19 protein-coding genes and 1 pseudogene are annotated in these 18,439 nt (G+C 46.3%); 3 read left to right on the forward strand and 17 right to left on the reverse strand.

Translation table 11 applies throughout. The features are described from left to right. Positions 1-7: 7 nt before the first annotated feature. Complete coding sequence (locus ACSNJE_RS07975) at positions 8-748, reverse strand: glycosyltransferase family 2 protein (protein WP_013119402.1); 741 nt, start codon at positions 746-748, stop codon at positions 8-10. Between the two features lie 428 nt (positions 749-1,176). On the opposite strand from ACSNJE_RS07975, the gene ACSNJE_RS07980 reads away from it, so the two are divergent. Continuing rightward, positions 1,177-3,399, forward strand: a complete 2,223-nt coding sequence (locus tag ACSNJE_RS07980) for a rhodanese-like domain-containing protein (protein WP_495252401.1) — start codon at positions 1,177-1,179, stop codon at positions 3,397-3,399. Between the two features lie 443 nt (positions 3,400-3,842). Further along, complete coding sequence (locus ACSNJE_RS07985; RefSeq protein ID WP_495252402.1) at positions 3,843-3,977, forward strand: hypothetical protein; 135 nt, start codon at positions 3,843-3,845, stop codon at positions 3,975-3,977. A gap of 230 nt (positions 3,978-4,207) precedes the next feature. On the opposite strand, the gene ACSNJE_RS07990 is transcribed toward ACSNJE_RS07985, so the two are convergent. The 3 genes from ACSNJE_RS07990 to rfbA are packed head-to-tail and all read right to left on the reverse strand — an operon-like array spanning position 4,208 to position 8,042. Next, entirely contained in the window at positions 4,208-5,989 is a 1,782-nt protein-coding gene (locus ACSNJE_RS07990; protein ID WP_495252403.1) for a glycosyltransferase family protein, read from the reverse strand. Beyond that, complete coding sequence (rffA, locus tag ACSNJE_RS07995) at positions 5,982-7,115, reverse strand: dTDP-4-amino-4,6-dideoxygalactose transaminase (RefSeq protein ID WP_495252404.1); 1,134 nt, start codon at positions 7,113-7,115, stop codon at positions 5,982-5,984. The genes ACSNJE_RS07990 and rffA overlap by 8 nt, the downstream gene beginning before the upstream one ends. 36 nt (positions 7,116-7,151) lie before the next feature. Then, a complete protein-coding gene (gene rfbA / locus ACSNJE_RS08000) occupies positions 7,152-8,042 on the reverse strand; it encodes a glucose-1-phosphate thymidylyltransferase RfbA (RefSeq protein WP_495252405.1) in 891 nt (296 codons plus the stop codon). 357 nt (positions 8,043-8,399) lie between these two features. Here rfbA and ACSNJE_RS08005 point away from each other — a divergent pair, with 357 nt between their 5' ends. Further along, positions 8,400-9,269, forward strand: coding sequence for a C-GCAxxG-C-C family protein (locus ACSNJE_RS08005; protein WP_495252406.1), 870 nt, complete (start codon positions 8,400-8,402; stop codon positions 9,267-9,269). A gap of 102 nt (positions 9,270-9,371) precedes the next feature. Here ACSNJE_RS08005 and ACSNJE_RS08010 read toward each other — a convergent pair whose 3' ends face one another. The 13 genes and pseudogenes from ACSNJE_RS08010 to ACSNJE_RS08070 form a co-directional block, all read right to left on the reverse strand. After that, a complete protein-coding gene (locus tag ACSNJE_RS08010; RefSeq protein ID WP_474774233.1) occupies positions 9,372-9,971 on the reverse strand; it encodes a YeeE/YedE thiosulfate transporter family protein in 600 nt (199 codons plus the stop codon). After that, the gene (locus tag ACSNJE_RS08015; protein ID WP_013119395.1) at positions 9,971-10,495 is read right to left on the reverse strand and encodes a YeeE/YedE thiosulfate transporter family protein; all 525 of its coding nucleotides are present in this window, start codon (positions 10,493-10,495) and stop codon (positions 9,971-9,973) included. Before ACSNJE_RS08015 ends, ACSNJE_RS08010 begins: the two co-directional genes overlap by 1 nt. Positions 10,496-10,670: 175 nt before the next feature. Continuing rightward, positions 10,671-11,003 carry a CGGC domain-containing protein gene (locus tag ACSNJE_RS08020; RefSeq protein WP_052218387.1) on the reverse strand — a complete coding sequence of 111 codons (333 nt, stop codon included), beginning with the start codon at positions 11,001-11,003 and terminating at the stop codon, positions 10,671-10,673. A 93-nt stretch (positions 11,004-11,096) separates the two neighbouring features. Then, entirely contained in the window at positions 11,097-11,459 is a 363-nt protein-coding gene (locus ACSNJE_RS08025; protein WP_495252407.1) for an MBL fold metallo-hydrolase, read from the reverse strand. Positions 11,460-11,527: 68 nt separating this feature from the next. Continuing rightward, positions 11,528-12,106: a hypothetical protein gene (locus ACSNJE_RS08030; RefSeq protein WP_495252408.1), complete on the reverse strand. Its 579-nt coding sequence runs from the start codon at positions 12,104-12,106 to the stop codon at positions 11,528-11,530. Positions 12,107-12,160: 54 nt separating this feature from the next. Next, on the reverse strand, positions 12,161-13,417 hold the full coding sequence (locus tag ACSNJE_RS08035; protein WP_495252409.1) for a (Fe-S)-binding protein: 1,257 nt from the start codon (positions 13,415-13,417) through the stop codon (positions 12,161-12,163). Beyond that, positions 13,383-14,192 (reverse strand): respiratory nitrate reductase subunit gamma, encoded by an 810-nt coding sequence (locus tag ACSNJE_RS08040; protein ID WP_495252410.1) that lies wholly within the window; start codon positions 14,190-14,192, stop codon positions 13,383-13,385. Before ACSNJE_RS08040 ends, ACSNJE_RS08035 begins: the two co-directional genes overlap by 35 nt. Next, on the reverse strand, positions 14,179-15,093 hold the full coding sequence (locus tag ACSNJE_RS08045; protein ID WP_052218393.1) for a CobW family GTP-binding protein: 915 nt from the start codon (positions 15,091-15,093) through the stop codon (positions 14,179-14,181). The genes ACSNJE_RS08040 and ACSNJE_RS08045 overlap by 14 nt, the downstream gene beginning before the upstream one ends. Before the next feature lie 22 nt (positions 15,094-15,115). Next, positions 15,116-15,405 (reverse strand): annotated as a pseudogene (locus tag ACSNJE_RS08050) (DUF6951 family protein). A 10-nt stretch (positions 15,406-15,415) separates the two neighbouring features. Then, positions 15,416-16,150 (reverse strand): 4Fe-4S double cluster binding domain-containing protein, encoded by a 735-nt coding sequence (locus ACSNJE_RS08055; RefSeq protein WP_495252411.1) that lies wholly within the window; start codon positions 16,148-16,150, stop codon positions 15,416-15,418. Between the two features lie 141 nt (positions 16,151-16,291). Next, positions 16,292-16,738, reverse strand: a complete 447-nt coding sequence (locus ACSNJE_RS08060) for a carboxymuconolactone decarboxylase family protein (RefSeq protein WP_052218395.1) — start codon at positions 16,736-16,738, stop codon at positions 16,292-16,294. 110 nt (positions 16,739-16,848) lie between these two features. Next, positions 16,849-17,601 carry an ABC transporter ATP-binding protein gene (locus ACSNJE_RS08065; RefSeq protein ID WP_495252412.1) on the reverse strand — a complete coding sequence of 251 codons (753 nt, stop codon included), beginning with the start codon at positions 17,599-17,601 and terminating at the stop codon, positions 16,849-16,851. Next, complete coding sequence (locus tag ACSNJE_RS08070; RefSeq protein WP_052218397.1) at positions 17,592-18,428, reverse strand: ABC transporter permease; 837 nt, start codon at positions 18,426-18,428, stop codon at positions 17,592-17,594. The genes ACSNJE_RS08065 and ACSNJE_RS08070 overlap by 10 nt, the downstream gene beginning before the upstream one ends. Positions 18,429-18,439 lie beyond the last annotated feature (11 nt).

Genomic DNA, 18,439 nt, shown 5'->3' on the forward strand with positions numbered 1-18,439 from the left:
TGCGACATTACAAGTTTATCACTTTTTCCACTATATAGGCCGGTTTATCCTTTCTTATCAGTTTCATAATCAACCGGTTGTTAATGGTCAATTGTCCGGCAAGTTTAAACATCTTATACGCGGAATAATTGCTGGCTCCGTATTTTCGCGGCCGGTGTTCCACATCGGCGTTGACCACATTGGCAGTTACCCGAAATATAAGCGCCGGTATATAGGGGTATGGAAAATCTATTTCCAGCATCCCGTCAACAACCTGCCTCTTAATTAAACGGAAAGAAGACAGGTAAAGTCCTTTTGGCTTGTTTATGGCAATTTCCGCTAATTTCCTGTTTAAGTCGCTGGCCAGACGTTTCAGCCAACCATGCTTTTTCTCCGTCAGCTTTGCTATAACTGCATCTGCTCTGGTTTCCTCCATTTTATTAATAAGTTTTAAAATATCGTCGGGATTGTGTTGAAGGTCGTCATCCATGGTAATGACATACTCCCCGCGACAGTAATGCAGACCGCAAACAATAGCATTATGCTGTCCGAAGTTCCCGGCAAGTTTAACCGCTTTTATCCGGGAGTCCCGGGCCGCCAATTCCAAAATTTTAGCCCACGAATTATCGAGGCTGTAATCATCTACAAGGATGATTTCATAAGACTTCCTCAATTTATCCTCGAAAAATGTTCCCAACAACTGCAGCAATTCCGGCAAAGTTTTTTTTGCATTGTATACAGGAATGACCACAGAGTATGTGACTTCCATAACAAAACCTGCTCCTGCCTAAAAATTCCCGTTGTTTTAGCCCGGTCCTCAGCCAATATCCACTGTATTTCAACAAAAAATCACGTAATTCCTTTTAAGTTTAAAAATAATTATTTTGTTTTCCTGATTTGTGAGTAATTCCTATTACTAATATACTAAGAAATTAAATATTTAGGAAAGTTTTGTCTGGTAGCTTGAAATCACTGTCGTTATCCATTTTATATAAAATAGATCCCATTCTAACCAAGGAATATTCCTGTAATTTATTGAAAATTACAACTTTAATTAACTGGCAGGAAATTTTTCCTGCAGTTACTAATAATATTTATAATTGTCGAATGCTAAAAGTTGCCAACCCGGAGGTGGTAAACGGGAAAAGGGAAAAACTACCTGTTTTAAAAATCAATTAAAAAACGGAGGGATGAAAGATGAAAAAACGCTACAGCGCCATTTTCCTGGCATTAACTCTGGTATTGTGTCTGACTTTGGCAGCGCCTGCCTTTGCAGAAACGAAAACCATGGTACTGAAAATCGGCGACCCAAAATTTACTGTGGGCAATGCTGCTCAGGAAGTTGACCCGGGCAGGGGTACAAAACCCGTTATTGTTAAAGGGAGAACGCTTGTACCAATTAGAGCAATTGTCGAAACCATGGGCGGCACAGTTGAATGGGCAGCCGCCGAACAAAAGGTTACTGTCAAGGTACTGGACAAGACCGTTGAACTATGGATTGGCAAAACGGCTACCATTGTCAACGGAGCCAGCAAAAACACTGATGTTGCGCCGCAAATTATAAACGGTCGGACAATGCTTCCTGCCAGGTTTGTAGCGGAAAACTTAGGCGCTACTGTCGGTTGGGACCCGGCTACCCAGTCTATTCCAATAACCTTTGACAGGCCTACTGATTTTGCCCTGATCGCCAAAGCCGCTGACAAAGCCCTGAATGCGGAAACCTTTGCGGCAACCATTAACCCGGAAACCCTTTACGACGCCATCAAAAAAGGAGATAAGAGCTACTTCCTGCTCAGCATCCAGAGCCGTGAAGATTACGCCAAAGGACACGTACCCGGCGCCATTAACATTCCTTTTAAGGAAATAGCCAAAAAGGAAAATCTGGCTAAACTACCCAAAGATAAGAAGATTGTGGTTATCTGCTACACCGGCCATACGGCCAGCTATACCGCTATGTTTTTAAATCAGCTCGGCTACAACGCCACCGTTCTCAAGTACGGTACCGAAGGCTGGAATGACAAGACTGCCGGGATGGGTACCGTTGCACTTTACCCCGGTTCCAAGGGTTACGAGGTAGAAACAACTCCTGTTGCTGCAACAACCAATGAACTGCCGGCAACAAAAACAAGTACATCTTCCGTAGATGACATAATCATCAACGCCACTGATGCATTCCTTAATTCCGGCAAAGCTGCAACCATTAGTCCGGAAGCCCTTTACGACGCCATCAAGAAAGGCGACAAGAGCTACTTCCTGCTCAGCATCCAGAGCGCTGAAGATTACGCCAAGGGGCACGTGCCCGGCGCTATCAATATTCCTTTCAAAGCAATCGCCAAGGAAGAAAACCTGAAAAAACTGCCCAAAGATAAGAAGATTGTAGTTATTTGCTATACCGGTCATACGGCCAGCTACACCGCCATGCTGCTCAACCAGCTTGGTTATGATGCTACCGTTCTCAAATACGGTACTGCCGGCTGGAACGATAAGACCGCAGGTTTAGGTACTGTGAAGCCTTACCCCGGTTCCAAAGGATATGAAGTAAACACCAGCAATGACTTTGCAGTAATTGCCGCCGCTGCCGATAAGTTCTTAAATGCTGCCAACTTTGTGGCAACCGTTAACCCGGAGGACGTTAAGGCTAATCCTAACAAGTACTTCCTTTTAAGTATCCAGAGCGCTGAAGACTATGCCAAGGGACACGTGCCCGGCGCTATTAACATTCCTTTTAAGCAGATAGCCAAAAAGGAAAACCTGGCTAAACTGCCGAAAAACAAAAAAATTGTCGTTATCTGCTACACCGGCCACACGGCCAGCTATACCGCTATGTTCCTGAACCAGTTGGGTTACGACGCCACTGTACTCAAGTTCGGTACCATGGGCTGGAATGATAAGACTGCCGGTATGGGCGCCGTTAAGCCTTACGCCGGTTCCAAGGGTTACGAAGTGGAGACTAAGGCCGTTGCGGCAACTGTTTACGAACTTCCCAAGGTAATTACCGGTTATGAAGCACAAGAGGATATCATCATCGCAGCGACCAACGCTTTCCTCAACTCCGGTAAACCTGCCACTATTAACCCGGAAGACGTGAAAGCTGATCCCAGCAAATATTTCCTGCTCAGCATCCAGAGCCCCGAAGATTATGCCAAGGGACATGTTCCCGGTGCCATTAACATTGGCTTCAAAGCTATTGCAAAAGAAGAAAACCTGAAGAAGCTGCCCAAAGATAAGAAGATTGTCGTTATCTGCTACACCGGCCACACGGCCAGCTATACCGCCATGCTGCTCAACCAGCTCGGCTATGACGCCACCGTTCTCAAGTTCGGTACTATGGGCTGGAATGACAAGACAGCCGGTATGGGCGCCGTTAAACCTTATGCCGGTTCCAAAGGTTATGAAGTAAAGCAGGGCGTTAATCCCTAGTCAGAAACGTTAATCCCTAGTCAAAAACTCTGTTAAGTTGAAATTGCTGAAACCCGGCCAAATCGTCATCCGAGACTCACGGCCGGGTTTTCAGCATTAGGCCGGAAACAGTGATTTCACGCCCTCACTTTTGTTAAAACAGGCTTGCCGCCCTCCGCCAAGTTGAAACTTATTGTTTTACCTCCATAGCGGCTACCTGCAACTACGAAACAACGGTTGCCTCACCGGTACAGCATCTACCTGACAACGGAAGGGTGGGTAGGGTTCGCAGGCTACCGTTAAGGAGCGACTGCGCCCGCAAAACCGCAGCCGGACAGGCTGGGGGTTCCCGCATGTTTGAAGATGGCGAAGGCCCACTGGACGATGAAAAATACTGTTTCAAAGCTATACCTCTGCACTGTTCTACGAGGTAGCAAAAAGCCGCTGTATAGTAAAGTAATAAGTTGCGACTTGGTGGAGGGTGGATAGACAGTGTTAACGACAGTAAAGGCTTGAAATCGCTGTTTCCGGCACGGACGCCGGAAACCCGGCCATTGAGTCAGAACGACGATTTGGCCGGGTTCAGCGATTTCAACTGAACGGAGTTTACACTGTCTCCGCCCGTAACCTCGGAGCAACGGTTACTTCACTATACAGCGGCATTTATAACTACTGACTTTTGAAAATAATATGAGCCATCAAGTTCGGGAACACTGCCTGCCTGGCCAGGGTTTGCAGCTTAAAGCTCCTTAGTAGCGGAGAACCCCGCCCTTCCGTGGTTAAAGGAAGGTGTAGCCTCGGAGCAACGGTTGTTTTACCAAGAGCGGCATCATCTGTACGGCGGAGGCGTCAGGATTTCAAAAAAGCTGTTCTGCCATACGGTTTTATACTGCTTTTCCCGGATAAACCTTTCCATTGTTTTACGGTTCTCCACGTGATAAACGGTCTGCACCAAAGGTGATTTCGATTTGGGCCAGTCAAAATCTTCCGTATTCCCTTTCGCCCTAACAATAACAGGTAAATAGGGTCTTTCCTTTTCCGCCTTTTCCAATGCTTCCCTGAACTTATCTGGCCCGTACAGCATGGGCCATGCGCTGTACAGATACGGTTTCGTTTTGGTTAAAAAATAAACCAGGGAAATTTGTTCATAAGCCAGTAAATAATCGCCCTCTTTTACGTAATGCGGCAGCTCATCCAGCAGTTCCTGGACTACTTGGGCCCTCTCCCGGGTAGTAAAAACCCCTTTCAGCCTTTCGTGCTGCACCGGGTAAGCCATTTTAAACCTATCGCTGGCATCCCGGTAAGTATAATAATAGGCAGACTGTAGGGTGAAGAAAACAAAGAGCAGGGTGGCCACCGCTTTGAGCAGGTTTAATTCGCTTTTATTTACCCTTAACCCTAATGGGCCGGTGCTAATTTTTATTTCTTTTATTCCTGCACAAAAAGCAAAGACCAGTGGAATCGCTAAATACATGCCGTATATGGAATTTCTCAGAGCCACGTTGGAACCCAGGGGAGCCAAAATCAAAATCAACAGCGCTACCAGGGCTACCGGCCGCAATTCCTGCTGTCCCGCCCCGGTCAAATTCCCTCGCCACAAAAGCAAAACCAGGCCAAGATACAAACTCCCCAGCGTAATAATAAGCATGTTCACCCAATCCAGGCAAAAATCATAAAAGTAATAGAGTGTAGCGGCAGCGGCAGCAAGTATAACCGCAAATTGGAGCAACCTGCTGCCAAGTTTGGCCGTTACAGTCAGTACCAACGCCACAGCAGTAAGGCCCAGGATGATCCAGCCCATTACATAGGCCATTGTTTTATGATGGCGCAGGAATATATTTATGAGTTTATCGCTGTTATGGTGTCCCGTAGGGTCCTTCAGCATGGTAAAGGTCCCCTTAAAAGCAGCAATGTAACCGTCAAGATGTCCCAATAAATAAATGGCCAAAAGCGTCAGCAAAACAGCGGCAATGTACCCCGACAGGAAAAAAAGCGCCTGCTTTACCTGAGAGGAAATGGGGTCGCGCCTGATATAGCCATAGAAAAAAATAGCTATAACCAGAAAGAACCCTAGTATGTTGGGCAGCCGGATAAATATATTCAGGCCCAGCACAAAAGCGGCCACAAAAATCTTTAAATTTTCCCTGCTTTTTAATCCGTCTATGAAGAAATAGGCGGCCAAAACATAAAAGAAAGCCGTTAAACTGTTGTAATTAAACAGGTAACCGGACCTGTTAATGAAGATAAGGGCCAAGAAAAGCCCCCAATACAGGTATCGCCGCTCAATATAGGGCTGTAATATCTTGAAGGAACAATAAAGGGTGGCATAAACAAGCAGCACGGCAGCAATCCGGTAACCCAAAAGTCCTAGGGTATCACCGAAAAAATAGCCCCAGATGCCTCCCAGTATGTCTGTTAACCATATCCTGAAACTGGCCTCCACACTTGACGGATCGCTGAATATCAACTGATAATTGGTGATAACATAACCTGTATCGGTAAAGTCAAGCCCCTGCCAGATAAACAGAAGAGGATAAAAAACCAAGAGAGAAATTATGAAGAAATTATTGACAGCAGACCGGTCGGGGTTTAGAGGAAGCTTTCTAAACATCAAAAAAACTCCTTACCACCTGAATTACATAATCCACTTGACTGCTCTCCATTTTGTAATATAAAGGCAGCCGTACCAATCGTTCACTTTCTCTGGTAGTGTAAATATCGGCACCGCTGAAAAGACCAAATTTTACCCCAGCCACAGAGCTGTGTAAGGGAACATAATGAAAAGCGCCTTGTACACCATGCTCTCTCAGGTACTGCAGGAATTCTGTGCGTTCCTGCAGGTCCCGGACCTTGATATAAAAGATACTGGCGTTATGTCTGCAATCGTCCGGAATATGGGGCAGTTCAATGACACCTCTGTCCCTTAAAGGCTTTAAGCCGATATAATAACGTTCCCAGCTTTTCAGGCGGTCTCTGTTAATGGCCTCAGCTTCTTCCAACTGCGCATATAGGAAAGCAGCATTTAACTCACTGGGCAGGTAGGAGGACCCTACATCTATCCAGGAATACTTGTCCACTTCTCCGCGCAAAAAACTGGACCGGTTTGTCCCTTTTTCCCTGATATATTCAGCCCGGTCAACAAAGCGCCGGTCATTGATTAGAAGGGCTCCCCCCTCGCCGCAGGTATAATTTTTGGTATCATGGAAACTATAGCACCCTAAATGGCCTATCGTGCCAAGAGCCTTTCCCTTATAAGTACTCATTACCGCCTGGGCCGCATCCTCGATGACAAGCAAATTGTGTTTCCCGGCAATTTTCATGATAGTATCCATATCACAGGCTACACCTGCATAATGCACGGGTACAATCGCCTTTGTCCGCTCTGTTACAGCCCTTTCAATCAGTTTTTCATCCATGTTCATCGTATCCGGACGTATATCTGTAAAAACAATCTTCGCCCCCCTTAACACAAAAGCATTGGCCGTGGAAACAAAGGTATAAGAGGGCATGATCACCTCGTCCCCTGGCTGGATGCCGGCCAGTATAGCGCTCATTTCCAGGGCATGGGTACACGATGTAGTCAGTAAAGCCTTCAGACAACCACAATTCTCTGTCAACCAGGCATGGCACTTGCGGGAAAATTCCCCGTCACCCGACAGTTTATTATTGGCTATGGCCTTTGCAATATAATAAGTTTCTTTGCCTGTAACAGCCGGTATGTTAAACGGTACTTTCATAACAAGCTCCTTCCGGTTTTTTGAAAAACAGTAAGGCTAAAATTTCGAACCAGTCGCCATTTTTGCCCGTACCAAATCCAACAAGTACTGGCCATACTCGCTGTTTTTCAGCGGTTCAGCCAACTGAAGCAGTTGTTCTTCATCTATATAGCCCAGGGAATAAGCAATTTCCTCTATACAGGCCACTTTAAATCCCTGGTGGCTTTCGATCATTTCGATAAACTGGGCAGCTTCAAAAAGAGATTTTTGGGTGCCTGTTTCAAACCAGGCAAAGCCACGGCCCAAAACTTCCACATATAACTCATTTCTTTCCAGGTATAAGCGGTTGAGGTCGGTAATCTCCAGCTCGCCCCGTGGTGAAGGCTTAACGGTTTTGGCTAATTCCACCACTTTATTGTCATAAAAATATAAACCTATTACCGCATAGTTTGATTTGGGCGCCCCCGGTTTTTCCTCCAAAGTAATGACCTTTCCCTTTTCGTCAAACTCAACCACCCCAAAGCGTCTGGGGTCCTTGACAGGGTAACCGAAAATGACAGCCCCCTTATCAATACTGGCTACCTTCTTTAATATGGAAGTAAATCCCTGGCCGTAAAAAATGTTGTCGCCCAACACTAAGGCCACCCTTTCCCCGCCGATAAATTCTTCCCCCAGAATAAAAGCCTGCACTATTCCATCGGGAGACGGCTGCACTTTGTAACTCAAAGACAGTCCAAGTTCCTGCCCATTCCCCAGTAACTGCTGAAACCTGGGAGTATCTTCCGGCGTGGAAATAATCAAAATATCTCTGATTCCGGCCAGCATAAGGACAGATAAAGGGTAATAAATCATCGGCTTATCATAAACCGGCAGCAGTTGTTTGGACATATAACGGGTCAATGGATACAAGCGAGTACCATTGCCACCCGCCAAAATAATCCCTTTCACCTGATCACCTCGTATAATTAAATTCGTCTTGGTTTTGTTCACGAATGCACATTCAATCCCGGCAAATCCTTGTCCCCTGCATTACCGGCAGCCCCTTCTATTAATTATAAGCTTAACTTTTGCATTTTGAAAGTCATTGTCGGTCCCTGTAATGGTGATACCATTGTTCCGAAACTTTGGCTTCCGTACATATTTCTCTGCCAGGCAGTCATAAGCGTAATTTATATCCTTATCAAAGTTTCTTTCAGTAAAAAAAAACAGCTTTTCCATATGTTAAAATAAAAGTGAAAAATATAACAAGCCAATGCGCATGGCTGGAACGAGAGTAACTTGTTAAAAAAAACTGGAGGTGGTCGTATGTCTGACAAAAACAAGTTTCTGGAAAACCTATCCCGAAGAAGTTTCCTCGTCAACGCCGGGAAATTTGCTGCCGGCGCAATGGTGGGCTTCAGCGGCCTGAGTCTGGCCGGCTGCGCGGCTTCTCCGAAAGAGTCCGCATCCGAACAGGCGTCTCAAAACGGTCCAGACGTAAAAATTCCCAAGCTGCCCTGGCCGTATAAAAAACTTGATCCTGAAGTGGTCAGAAAGAAAGCCCACGACAATTACTACCGTGATGATGCTCACTGCATGGAAACAACCTTCAGTACTATTGTGGAAGAATTGGCCAAAGAAGTCGGGTTTCCTTACACTGTTATCCCGGTCGAGATGGCTCATTACGGGGCAGGCGGCGTAATGAACTGGTCTACTTTGTGTGGAGCCTTAAACGGCTCATGCATGGCCATGAACCTGGTACTCGGCAAAAAAGGCGATGCCCTGGAAAAAGCCGTCAATGAATTGATGGGCTGGTATACCAAAGCAAAGTTTCCCTCCGATCAAAGCAATAAATTTGACGGACCGAAAGTTAAAGGGCCTCTGCCCCAAAGTATCGGCACCTCGCCATTATGTCATGTTTCAGTATCTATGTGGTGCAATGCTTCCGGTATGAAATCATTCAGCCCCGAACGGGCCGAGCGGTGTGCGCGGCTTAGTGGTGATACCGCTGCCAAGGCCGTGGAAATATTAAACCAATTCCTCGAAAAAGGGGAAATCACACCCGTTTATGCAGATCCCGCTTCCATCCAGGAATGCGGCGCCTGCCACGGCAAAGGCGGCTTGATCGAAGACTCCCGCGGCAAGATGGATTGTGTCCAATGCCACGAACCACATGAAAAGAAACCGGCAAAATAAGTTCCACGGCATTTAACAACAAAGCTACCCAATCATCCCCTTATTTCAAAAGTCCCTAAAACCAGGAAAGGAGGCGCCCCGGTGAAGAGCCTCCTTTCTTGGTTATACGTCTTTGGCAGGTCGTGTATTAACTCCGGCCGATTCTTTTTTACCGCCGGGCACAAATAACTTGTGGATAAGGAACGCGCCTCCTGCAAATACTGCCACCCAGATTATCAACCCGACTCCGTAGCTAACTCCCAGGGCGCTGTGTAAGGTCATCTTACCAAGGTTATACGGAGCAATAAAGAGCTTATCCATTACAGGGTAGACATGGGCATACAGCGCGGCGCCCAGTAAACCTCCCAATATTCCATAGAGGGCATCTTTTTTCCCTTCCCCAAGGGAAACCATTACTGTACCGGGGCAGCCGCCCAGCAAAGCAAAGCCCACGCCAAATATCAGGCTGCCGACAATCAGTCTCATCCACTGCATCGGCGCTATATATATTACACTGTCGGTCAGGAAAACACCGATAGAACCGACAGCAACTGCCACCATCATAAATTTCAGTACGCCGAAATCTTTCAGCAGAAGCATTTTAAGAATTTTATCATAGCGTGACGCACCTACTTTAAAGATAACAAATCCAAAACCTATACCTGTAATAAGTCCTAGTAACAAAACACTGAAGGGTGTGCCGGTTCTCACAAATTCCGTCATTATACATCCCTCCCTCTATAGAGAAGCTTGGCTGTAATTACACCTGAAACAAACATTCCGGCAGCAAAAACCAGAGAAGCCAGGGCTAACTGGCTGCCACCGCTCATAAAGAGCCCGCTGGTGCAGCCGCCTGCCAGCCGGGAACCAAACAATAAAAATACACCGCCAAGAAATGCATGCCAGTATCTTCTCCCGGGGCTACGGCTGATATGTTGCGCAAACATTTCGGGAACATCCTCTGCTTTCTTGCCTACAACGAAGAAACGTGCGATGAGACCGGCAACTATTAATCCCAAGACAAAGAAAGTCTGCCACTCTGCGACCGGAGCTGCTTCCCTATAGTAATGAACAGTATTCGCAACATATTCCGGGGAAATGAACTCCAGGATATGACCGGCTACACGTTCATAAGTCGTAGCCGTTCCAACCGGGTGGCCTGTGGCAAAAGCAAAAGTAATAACCAATCCCAGGGCGATTCCGGCTACAACCCAGTGCCATTCACGATGACTCTGATTTTGACTCATATTACCCCCTCCTTTTCAATTTGGTATATATTGTTATATACATTATACCGGTACGGGGTATTATTGTCAAGGGGTTTATTTCAGGAAGGGCTGTTCACAATCATTTTTACAGCCACATGGACCGGTCTGTTCTGCAATGGCATTATGGGTTGAGCGGAACGCATGCAAAATCAGGTTAATGGGTGTAGTCAATAATTTTAATCCGATCACCCAGTTTCTTCGCAATCGCTTCTTTTATTGTTTTAGCATGTGGACAGGCAAACCCAATCGGGTTGCCCCGGGTAATGCATGATGCCAGAACAACGGTATCTGCTCCGCGTTTAACCATTTCAACGGCCCTCGTCACAGCTTTTTTACCCGGACATCCGCCACAGGTATTGACTCCGATCAATTCAATATTTTCCTGCACATTTTCAAAAGCACATTTTTTATCTTTCATCACCAGAAAATCTGTGGTAGCCGGACACATGTCCTCAGTTTGCCTGCATCTGATCAAGCCAACTTTCATATCAACACCTCTTTATAAAAACAGATTAAACTTTTTCTCTCTCCCGACAGTGGTTACCCCTGCATGCCCGGGATATACCAATAACCTTCAATTTCAGGCTGCTGTTTCTATTTCATCGCCTTCATTTATCAGACAATCTGCCGGTCGCTGTCTGACAGGGGCGCTTATATATGTAGAAAGATTTAGGTCCGGGTCTTCCAGCATGACCGCATCCTGTGAATGAATAAGCCGCCTGGCGCCCGTTCTTTCCTGCAGCTCCTGGCTGGCTCCGATATGGTCTATATGCCCGTGGGTATTGATGATATATTTTGCCTGCAGCCTCTGTTCGTCCAGATAAGCCAGTATTTTCCCCGCGTCACCTCCGGGATCTATTACCAATGCCTTTCCGGTCTCTTCACAGATTACAACATAACAGTTTGCACCCAACGGCCCCACTGAAAATCTCTTAACCAGCATGCAAACTATCCCCTTTTCCGGCCGGCAACACTAATAATTCTGTCCATCTGTCCTGCAGAACGGATAATTTATGTCTCATACCGTACCGGGATTAATTCCCTGGCAATAATATAAATAAGCTTCTCTGCCATTTCATTTTCCAAACCAAGGCCAATGTTTTGTTTGATACTTTTTATTGAAAAAAATCGGTCAAACACTTCCTGGGCCCATTCTTCAGTCCTTGGCGCATTCGCAAAAACGGTACAGTGAAAATCGCTGTCGGTTTCTACTTCAAACTGATAAACATTTTCCCATCCGGATACTAAGTCTGCATATTTTGCTTCATTCCACTCCCAATCCCATACGGCAAAAGCAAACTTACCGTAAGGCCTGAGCAGCGCCTCCAGTTTGTCCCGCAAAGCCCGGCAGAATTTTTCTTTAGTTGCAGGAAGCCCGCCGGCCAGATTCATCAACTCCCGGTCGAAGTTTTGCTCAAGGTGTTTGCGGAATCGTTCCACAGCCAAATTTTCAAGCCTGTTTATTTCATTTACCAATTGGTTCAAACGTTCTTTTTCTTCCGCGGTGAGAAAACTGAGCATCCGAAGTTCCTCTCGTGTTAACCTCTGTTTGTTTAAGAACAATGCTATAACCCCCGTCAGCCCCGGCATAAATCAGCCACTCTTCCCATACCGGCAGCCGTTTGTTTTTAAGAAATTTCCTCACTATAAGTCAGATTTTATTCCCATGGCTTTGGAAACAAGCTCGGCAAAATGATAGAGCTTTATCGGCGAACCATTTTTCTCCGCTCCTCCTGCCAGACCGGAATAACAGGTCGGGCACGGAGTTGTCAGATAACCTGCTCCCGTTGCCTCCGCTTCCCTGATCCGGTAAACGGAAGCTGCTTCCTGAAGGTCATGGTTAGCCATTTTAAGTCCGCCACCAACCCCACAGCATCTGGAATATTGCCGGTTCCTCTCCATTTCGACCAGCTCCAGTTGCGGGATGGCCCGCAGTACTCTGCGGGGCGCTTCGTATATTCCGTTATGTCTGCCCAGCAAACACGGGTCGTGATATGTTATCTTGCCGGGTATGGGGACATTAAGGCTGATTTTCCCTTCAGCAAGCAAAATATCTATATATTCGGCCAGATGGTAGACCTTAAAATTCTGCCTGCCGATTTTGCTGTAGTCCTGTTTTATAGTTTTGTAACAACCGGCACAGGCCGTCACCAGTGTATCTATGCCAAGAGTGTTGAGTTTTTCGAGATTGGCCCGGGCCAGACTTTGAAACTCGGGATCCCCGATCCTCCTCAGTTTTCCATAGCAGCAGAATTCATCGGGCCCCAGAATACCGAACGGAATCCCCGCATAACTGAGGATATTGGCTGCATGCTGGGAAACCAGGTTGATTTTCTCATCAAAACTGGCTGTGCAGCCCAGGAACAGTAAGACCGGCGCCAGGTTATCCTGGATAAACTCAGGTCTTGCCAGCAGAGTTCCTTTCGCCAGTCCTTTCTCAATCCAGTCAGTCCTGGCCGATTGTTCCTTCTTATATGGATTGCCATACTGTTTTAAGGTCTCACAATATGTTCTGGAATCCGGTGCGGGACCTAACCGTGACACAAACATTGCTTCCCGGATGTTTTCCCATAACTCAACGGTATCAATCCTTACCGGGCAGACAAAGTGACACTGGTTGCAACAGGAACAGTCATACAAACGCCTGCTGAAATTATCAAAAATATCAGGATTTATTTCCGGCTTAAATAATTTCAGTCCCAAGAAGCCGGAATACTGACTCCGCAAAATATCCTTCAGATATTTTATTTTGGCCCTTGGGGTAACATCTTCCTTATTCTCCAGAGTATACACCGGACACCATTTCTGACATTCCCCGCATCTTGTGCAGGCATCCAGACTCATCAACTGTCTTGGGCTCAGTTGGTCAAGAGGCAGCTTTGGTATTTGCACTGTCACCATAGTATAAATCACTCCTCATTCTTTCCTCGGAAGCATTTAAAACAATTTCCAGCGGGCTGCTTATTATATGAAGCAGTTTGCTGTGCGGAAGGTAAGCAAACAACAGAGCATTCAGCGTTGAATGACAGACCCACAAGCCCGTTGCCACAGCCTTAATGCCCGGCATCCCGCGCAACAATCCGGCCAACTGATACCCGAAAAAAGAATACTGCAGTGCAGGCGTTGGGACCGTCAGGGCAATTCTGGCCGCCTCCAGCAGAAATCCTGTAAGGACCAGTACAAATAGGATTACCAGTGTTACTGAGTCATACAGGTCTGTATCCAACTGGCTGTCCCTGAGTATATACCGCCTAAAAAAAGCCACACCCAGACCTGTTAAGATGAACAGGCCGAATAAATCCCCTGCTGCTTTATAATAATTATGCCCCTGCCTGTAAAGCATGTAAAGACTTAAACCGGAACCCCGGGGAATTACCGTTTCCAGAGCAACTGCAATTGCTGATAACAACAGCAAACCCATAAATCCGTAAAAGATTGCCATATGGGCAAACCAGCGGCTAAAACTGTTTTCCGCCAACTGTTTCTGAAAAAGGACTTCCCGCAAGAATGCCCTCAACATGATCAGATAATCAGGCTTTTTATACAGTGATTTTCTTTGGGCTTTAAAGTAAAAAGATATTTTATACGCCATTCCTGATGCAAACAGCAGCAGGCCCAGAGACTGTACGATCCAAAAATATATCCAGGGTTTATAGTAAAGTTCATTCATCTCCATGCACCAACCTTCCCCTGATGGTTTTTTCCAGTCTAGCACGGTCAATTTCACGCCCAATAAACACCAGCCTGTTTTCCCTGTTTTCTCCCATGCTGTCTATTTCCCGGAAATTGGTCAGCCCATGCACCCAGTCAAATACCTGTAGACCTTTTTCGGTTCTCACAATTCCTTTGGCCCTGAATATTTCCCCATATTCTTTGCTGTCCAGACCAGCCAACAGAAATGCCAGCCCGGAACGATGCATGGCACCCGGAAAGATAAAAGACTCCGCCTGAAAATCCGGCGAAAAGTGTATATGCGTAACTTCACCTTTTGCTGTAATGCCGGGAAGCTCCGTCTGGCAGTAAACTGTCGGGATAATCAGCGCTGCCGGATTGACAGACAAAATCATTTCCTTGCAGCGGTTTATATCCTCTTTATCCACCAGGTCTGCCTTGTTAAGCAGGATAATATCCGAATTCAAAATCTGATCCTTAAAAAATTCTCCTATATCGTCCATATCACCAGGAAGTACTACATCAACGAAGAACACAGAATCAATGATCCCCACTACCGGCGCCAGTTCAATTTCAGCCCGGAAATCAGCATTCTTTAGGGCCAGAATAACAGAAGAGGGAGAAGCTATTCCCGAGGGCTCAATGAGCAGTTGCCCGGGAGCATATTTTTCCATTATCTCTCTAACCGCATCCACCATGCTTTTTCTGAGGGTACAACAGATACAGCCACTTGGCAGTTCCACCACACTGAAGTTGCCTCCTTCAGAAATAACATCTCCATCGATACCGAGTTCCCCCAATTCGTTTACCAGGACAACCGTATCAAAGGCCTGCTGCCGGAGCATTTTTTTCAGGAAAGTAGTTTTCCCTGCTCCCAAGAATCCGCATATCAGTTGTATTTTCATCTGCCCACCTGCACTTTCTACATTACTCAGAATCCGCACACTCCTGATTAAAAAACCTGATTTTCATGTGTACTTCCTGTTCCACGGCCGCACCGACCAATACCTGGACAGATTTTAAAATTGCGCTGGGCACAGGACAATCCACATGCTTCAGGTGTTCAGAACATACCTTATATATGTATGAATCAAGCATTTTGCCAAAGACGCTTTTTTCCAGTTCAGACTCTCAAATTTGCCGTTTAATTCCATGACAGGTTTACATGCGCTGTGAAATTTCAGGTTGAGCAGTTTTTGCTCATCAAGCTCTGCCATTATAAGTACTTTAAAACCGCATGCTCCCGCTTCTACCACTGTTTTGACGGCTTTCACCCTTCCCACCTCCCAAAGGGCAGGCAAGCACACAAAGCCCGCAAATATATTTCTGAAAAACCCTGGCCGTATAACTCAGATATTCCGAACAGGCCTTCACGTCAATAAATACTTCCGCTTTTTCTCCCCGTTTCCAGATGGCATTTCTTATAGCAGATGCCGGACAGGCATTCACACACCGGGAACAGTTTCCGCACTTACTTTCCACATAGGGCGACCGGCAGACTTGCAGGGGCGCATCCGTTAACACAGTAGCCCAACTCAACCGCGCCCCGAACATCGGATTAACCAGCAACCCGCTCTTGCCAATCCAACCCAGACCGGCACATGTGGCAGCAGTTTTATGGGGAAACAGAGGATAAAGCCTGGATACGAATGTCCCGTCGATTTTGGCCGAATCGGGAGGTATGGCCAAGGTCCGCCATCCCTGCGATTTGAGCAGGGCCGTAATATTTTTCTGGACCGATTCCAATGTTCTGTCAACTTCCTCATATTGATTAGAATAGGCGGTCATTGACCCGCATCTGTATATTCCACGCCCGACAGGATGTTTTACTGCCAGAGAAATAGCATTGGGCATATGTTGAAATTCGGATGCCAACCCAATACTCACATCCCCGAACCCAACAAGAGACGCTCCCCACTCAAGAATTTTTCTTTTTAATTTTTCTGAATCTATGGTTCTCATATGTCGCTCCCTTCGTTGCAGCGGAAAATTAAGCATAGTCCGGCACCCTCTTTCCAAAATTTTTGAATATTCTCCGTCAAAAACTACGGTATATCGGGTAAGGAGGGGCATACGCCCCTCCCGGACCCCGACTGGAAAATTTTAATAAACACCGTGGTCCCATTTCGGCTTCGGCAGGTATTCCCAGGGCTCGCCTTTATGAGTCTTTTCAACTATCTCAACACATTTTGCCGCATACTCAAATGCATAGGGTATTCCAGGTCCACCGGGAACAAAACCGGCTGCAATCATGCCGATAGCCGCTGCCTCAAAAGTTTCCTCAACAGTAGCGCCGGCCTTAGCTGCCGGATATGCATGAACAATACACCTGGGGGAACAATAAGCTACAGCACATGCCATGAAAATCAATTCTTTTACCTTGCGGCTGAGCGCTCCGTCTTTCCACAAACTGTTGTAAAAATCAGCAAAAGTCTTGCCTGCTTCAGGATTAATTTGATTTGCCACCTTAAACATCCTGGGTACAAAAAGCATTTGTTCTTCCATGTATTTGTTAGCTTCTTCCGGAGTCAATTTCTTTTCTTCACTCATAATTTTAAATTCGCTCCTTTCAAAAATTAGATTTTTTAGTTTTTTAATCCACCACTCGACGCCGTCCTTGGTAATTCCACTTCACCTCCTCCTTCTATTGAGCCTCCGCCTCATTCAGAAAGGCCTTCAGACATTGCTCCTTCAATCATGGCCAGGATCCTTCGTCTGAGACGGCAGAACTCAGCACCTGTTCGGTCCCGCGGCCGGGGCAGGTCAAGTTCAAGGATTTGTTTTATCCTCCCCGGTTTGGAGCCCATAACGACTATCCGTTCAGCCAGGAATACCGCTTCATCTATGTTATGGGTGACAAATATAACTGTTTTTTTCTCTCTGTGCCATAAATCAACCAGATCAGCCTGGAGCCTGTTGCGGTTTAAAGCGTCAAGGGAGGCAAAGGGCTCATCCATCAGGAGCAGTCTGGGATTATAAGCCAACACCCGGGCAATGGCTACCCGTTGCTTCATCCCGCCGGATAGTTGTTTCGGGTAATAATGCCTGTATTCAGCAAGACCGACTTTCTGCAAAGTATAATTAACGGTCCGGTCCCACAGGTTTTTGTCAATATTCCTGGCCCTGAGGGCAAATTTAATATTTTGTTCCACCGTATACCACGGAAAAAGGGTATCTTCCTGAAAAACAAATCCAATCTCACCTTTTTCCAGTGACGGAGGCGCTTTGTCCAGTAAAACCCTACCCTCTACAGGCTTATATAGCCCGGAAATAATTCTCAGCAGTGTGCTCTTTCCACATCCGCTGGGCCCGACTATGCAACAAAAACAACCCTCCTCCACTTCCAAATCCAGCTTTTCAAAGACCTTTATTTCTTTAAACCGGTGGGTAACACCGCTTAAAACTAACGCCATTGTATCAACCTCTCTTCCAGGAAGAGAACCATTCTGTTTATAGCCGTACCCACCAGCCCGATAGCTATTATGCCGCTGATAATTTCAGCTTCCCGGCCCCCGATGGAATATGAAGACCAGATATAATATCCGATACCCAGTTTACCCCCAACAAATTCTGCTGCTACAATGCACATCCAGCCAACACCAAAGCCGACACGGATCCCGTTAAATATCGACGGCAAAGCCCCGGGTAACATTATCCTTGTCAGGATCTGCCACCGGGATGCTCCCATTGTCATGGCCGCTTCCACGTAGATACCGCTGACCATATTAATCCCGTGAATTGTATCAAGCAAAACAGGGAAAAAAGCGCCGATAAAAACCACAAAAACCTGCACGCACTCAGTAGGACTGCCTGCTCTGGCAAAAATAACATATGCCAGCGGTATCCAGGCCAGCGGCGGAATAGGCCTTAACATTTCCAAAACCGAGTCAACATATTGCCTGACCCAGGTTACCGTTCCCATTAAAATACCCAGGGGAATCGCTACCGCGAAACTTAACAGACACGCCTTGATAACTATCTGCAAACTTGACCAGACTATCTCCACCAGTGTCTTGTTAAAAAGCGGGTCTCCATATACAAGTAAATATATAAATGTCTTTATTGTTTCCCATGGCGACGGCAGTTCCAGCAACCGAAGACTGACCAGTACTTGCCAGAGTCCCAGCACAGTAATAATTGACAGGACTCTTAGGAAAACCCAATTAATCTTTTTACGGAAACAGATACCTTTCAGTTGAACATTTGCAGTTTCTGCCGGCGGGCAAATAAACCAGTCCATGAAATATCATC

This window comes from Thermincola sp. GK-1, assembly GCF_059412445.1.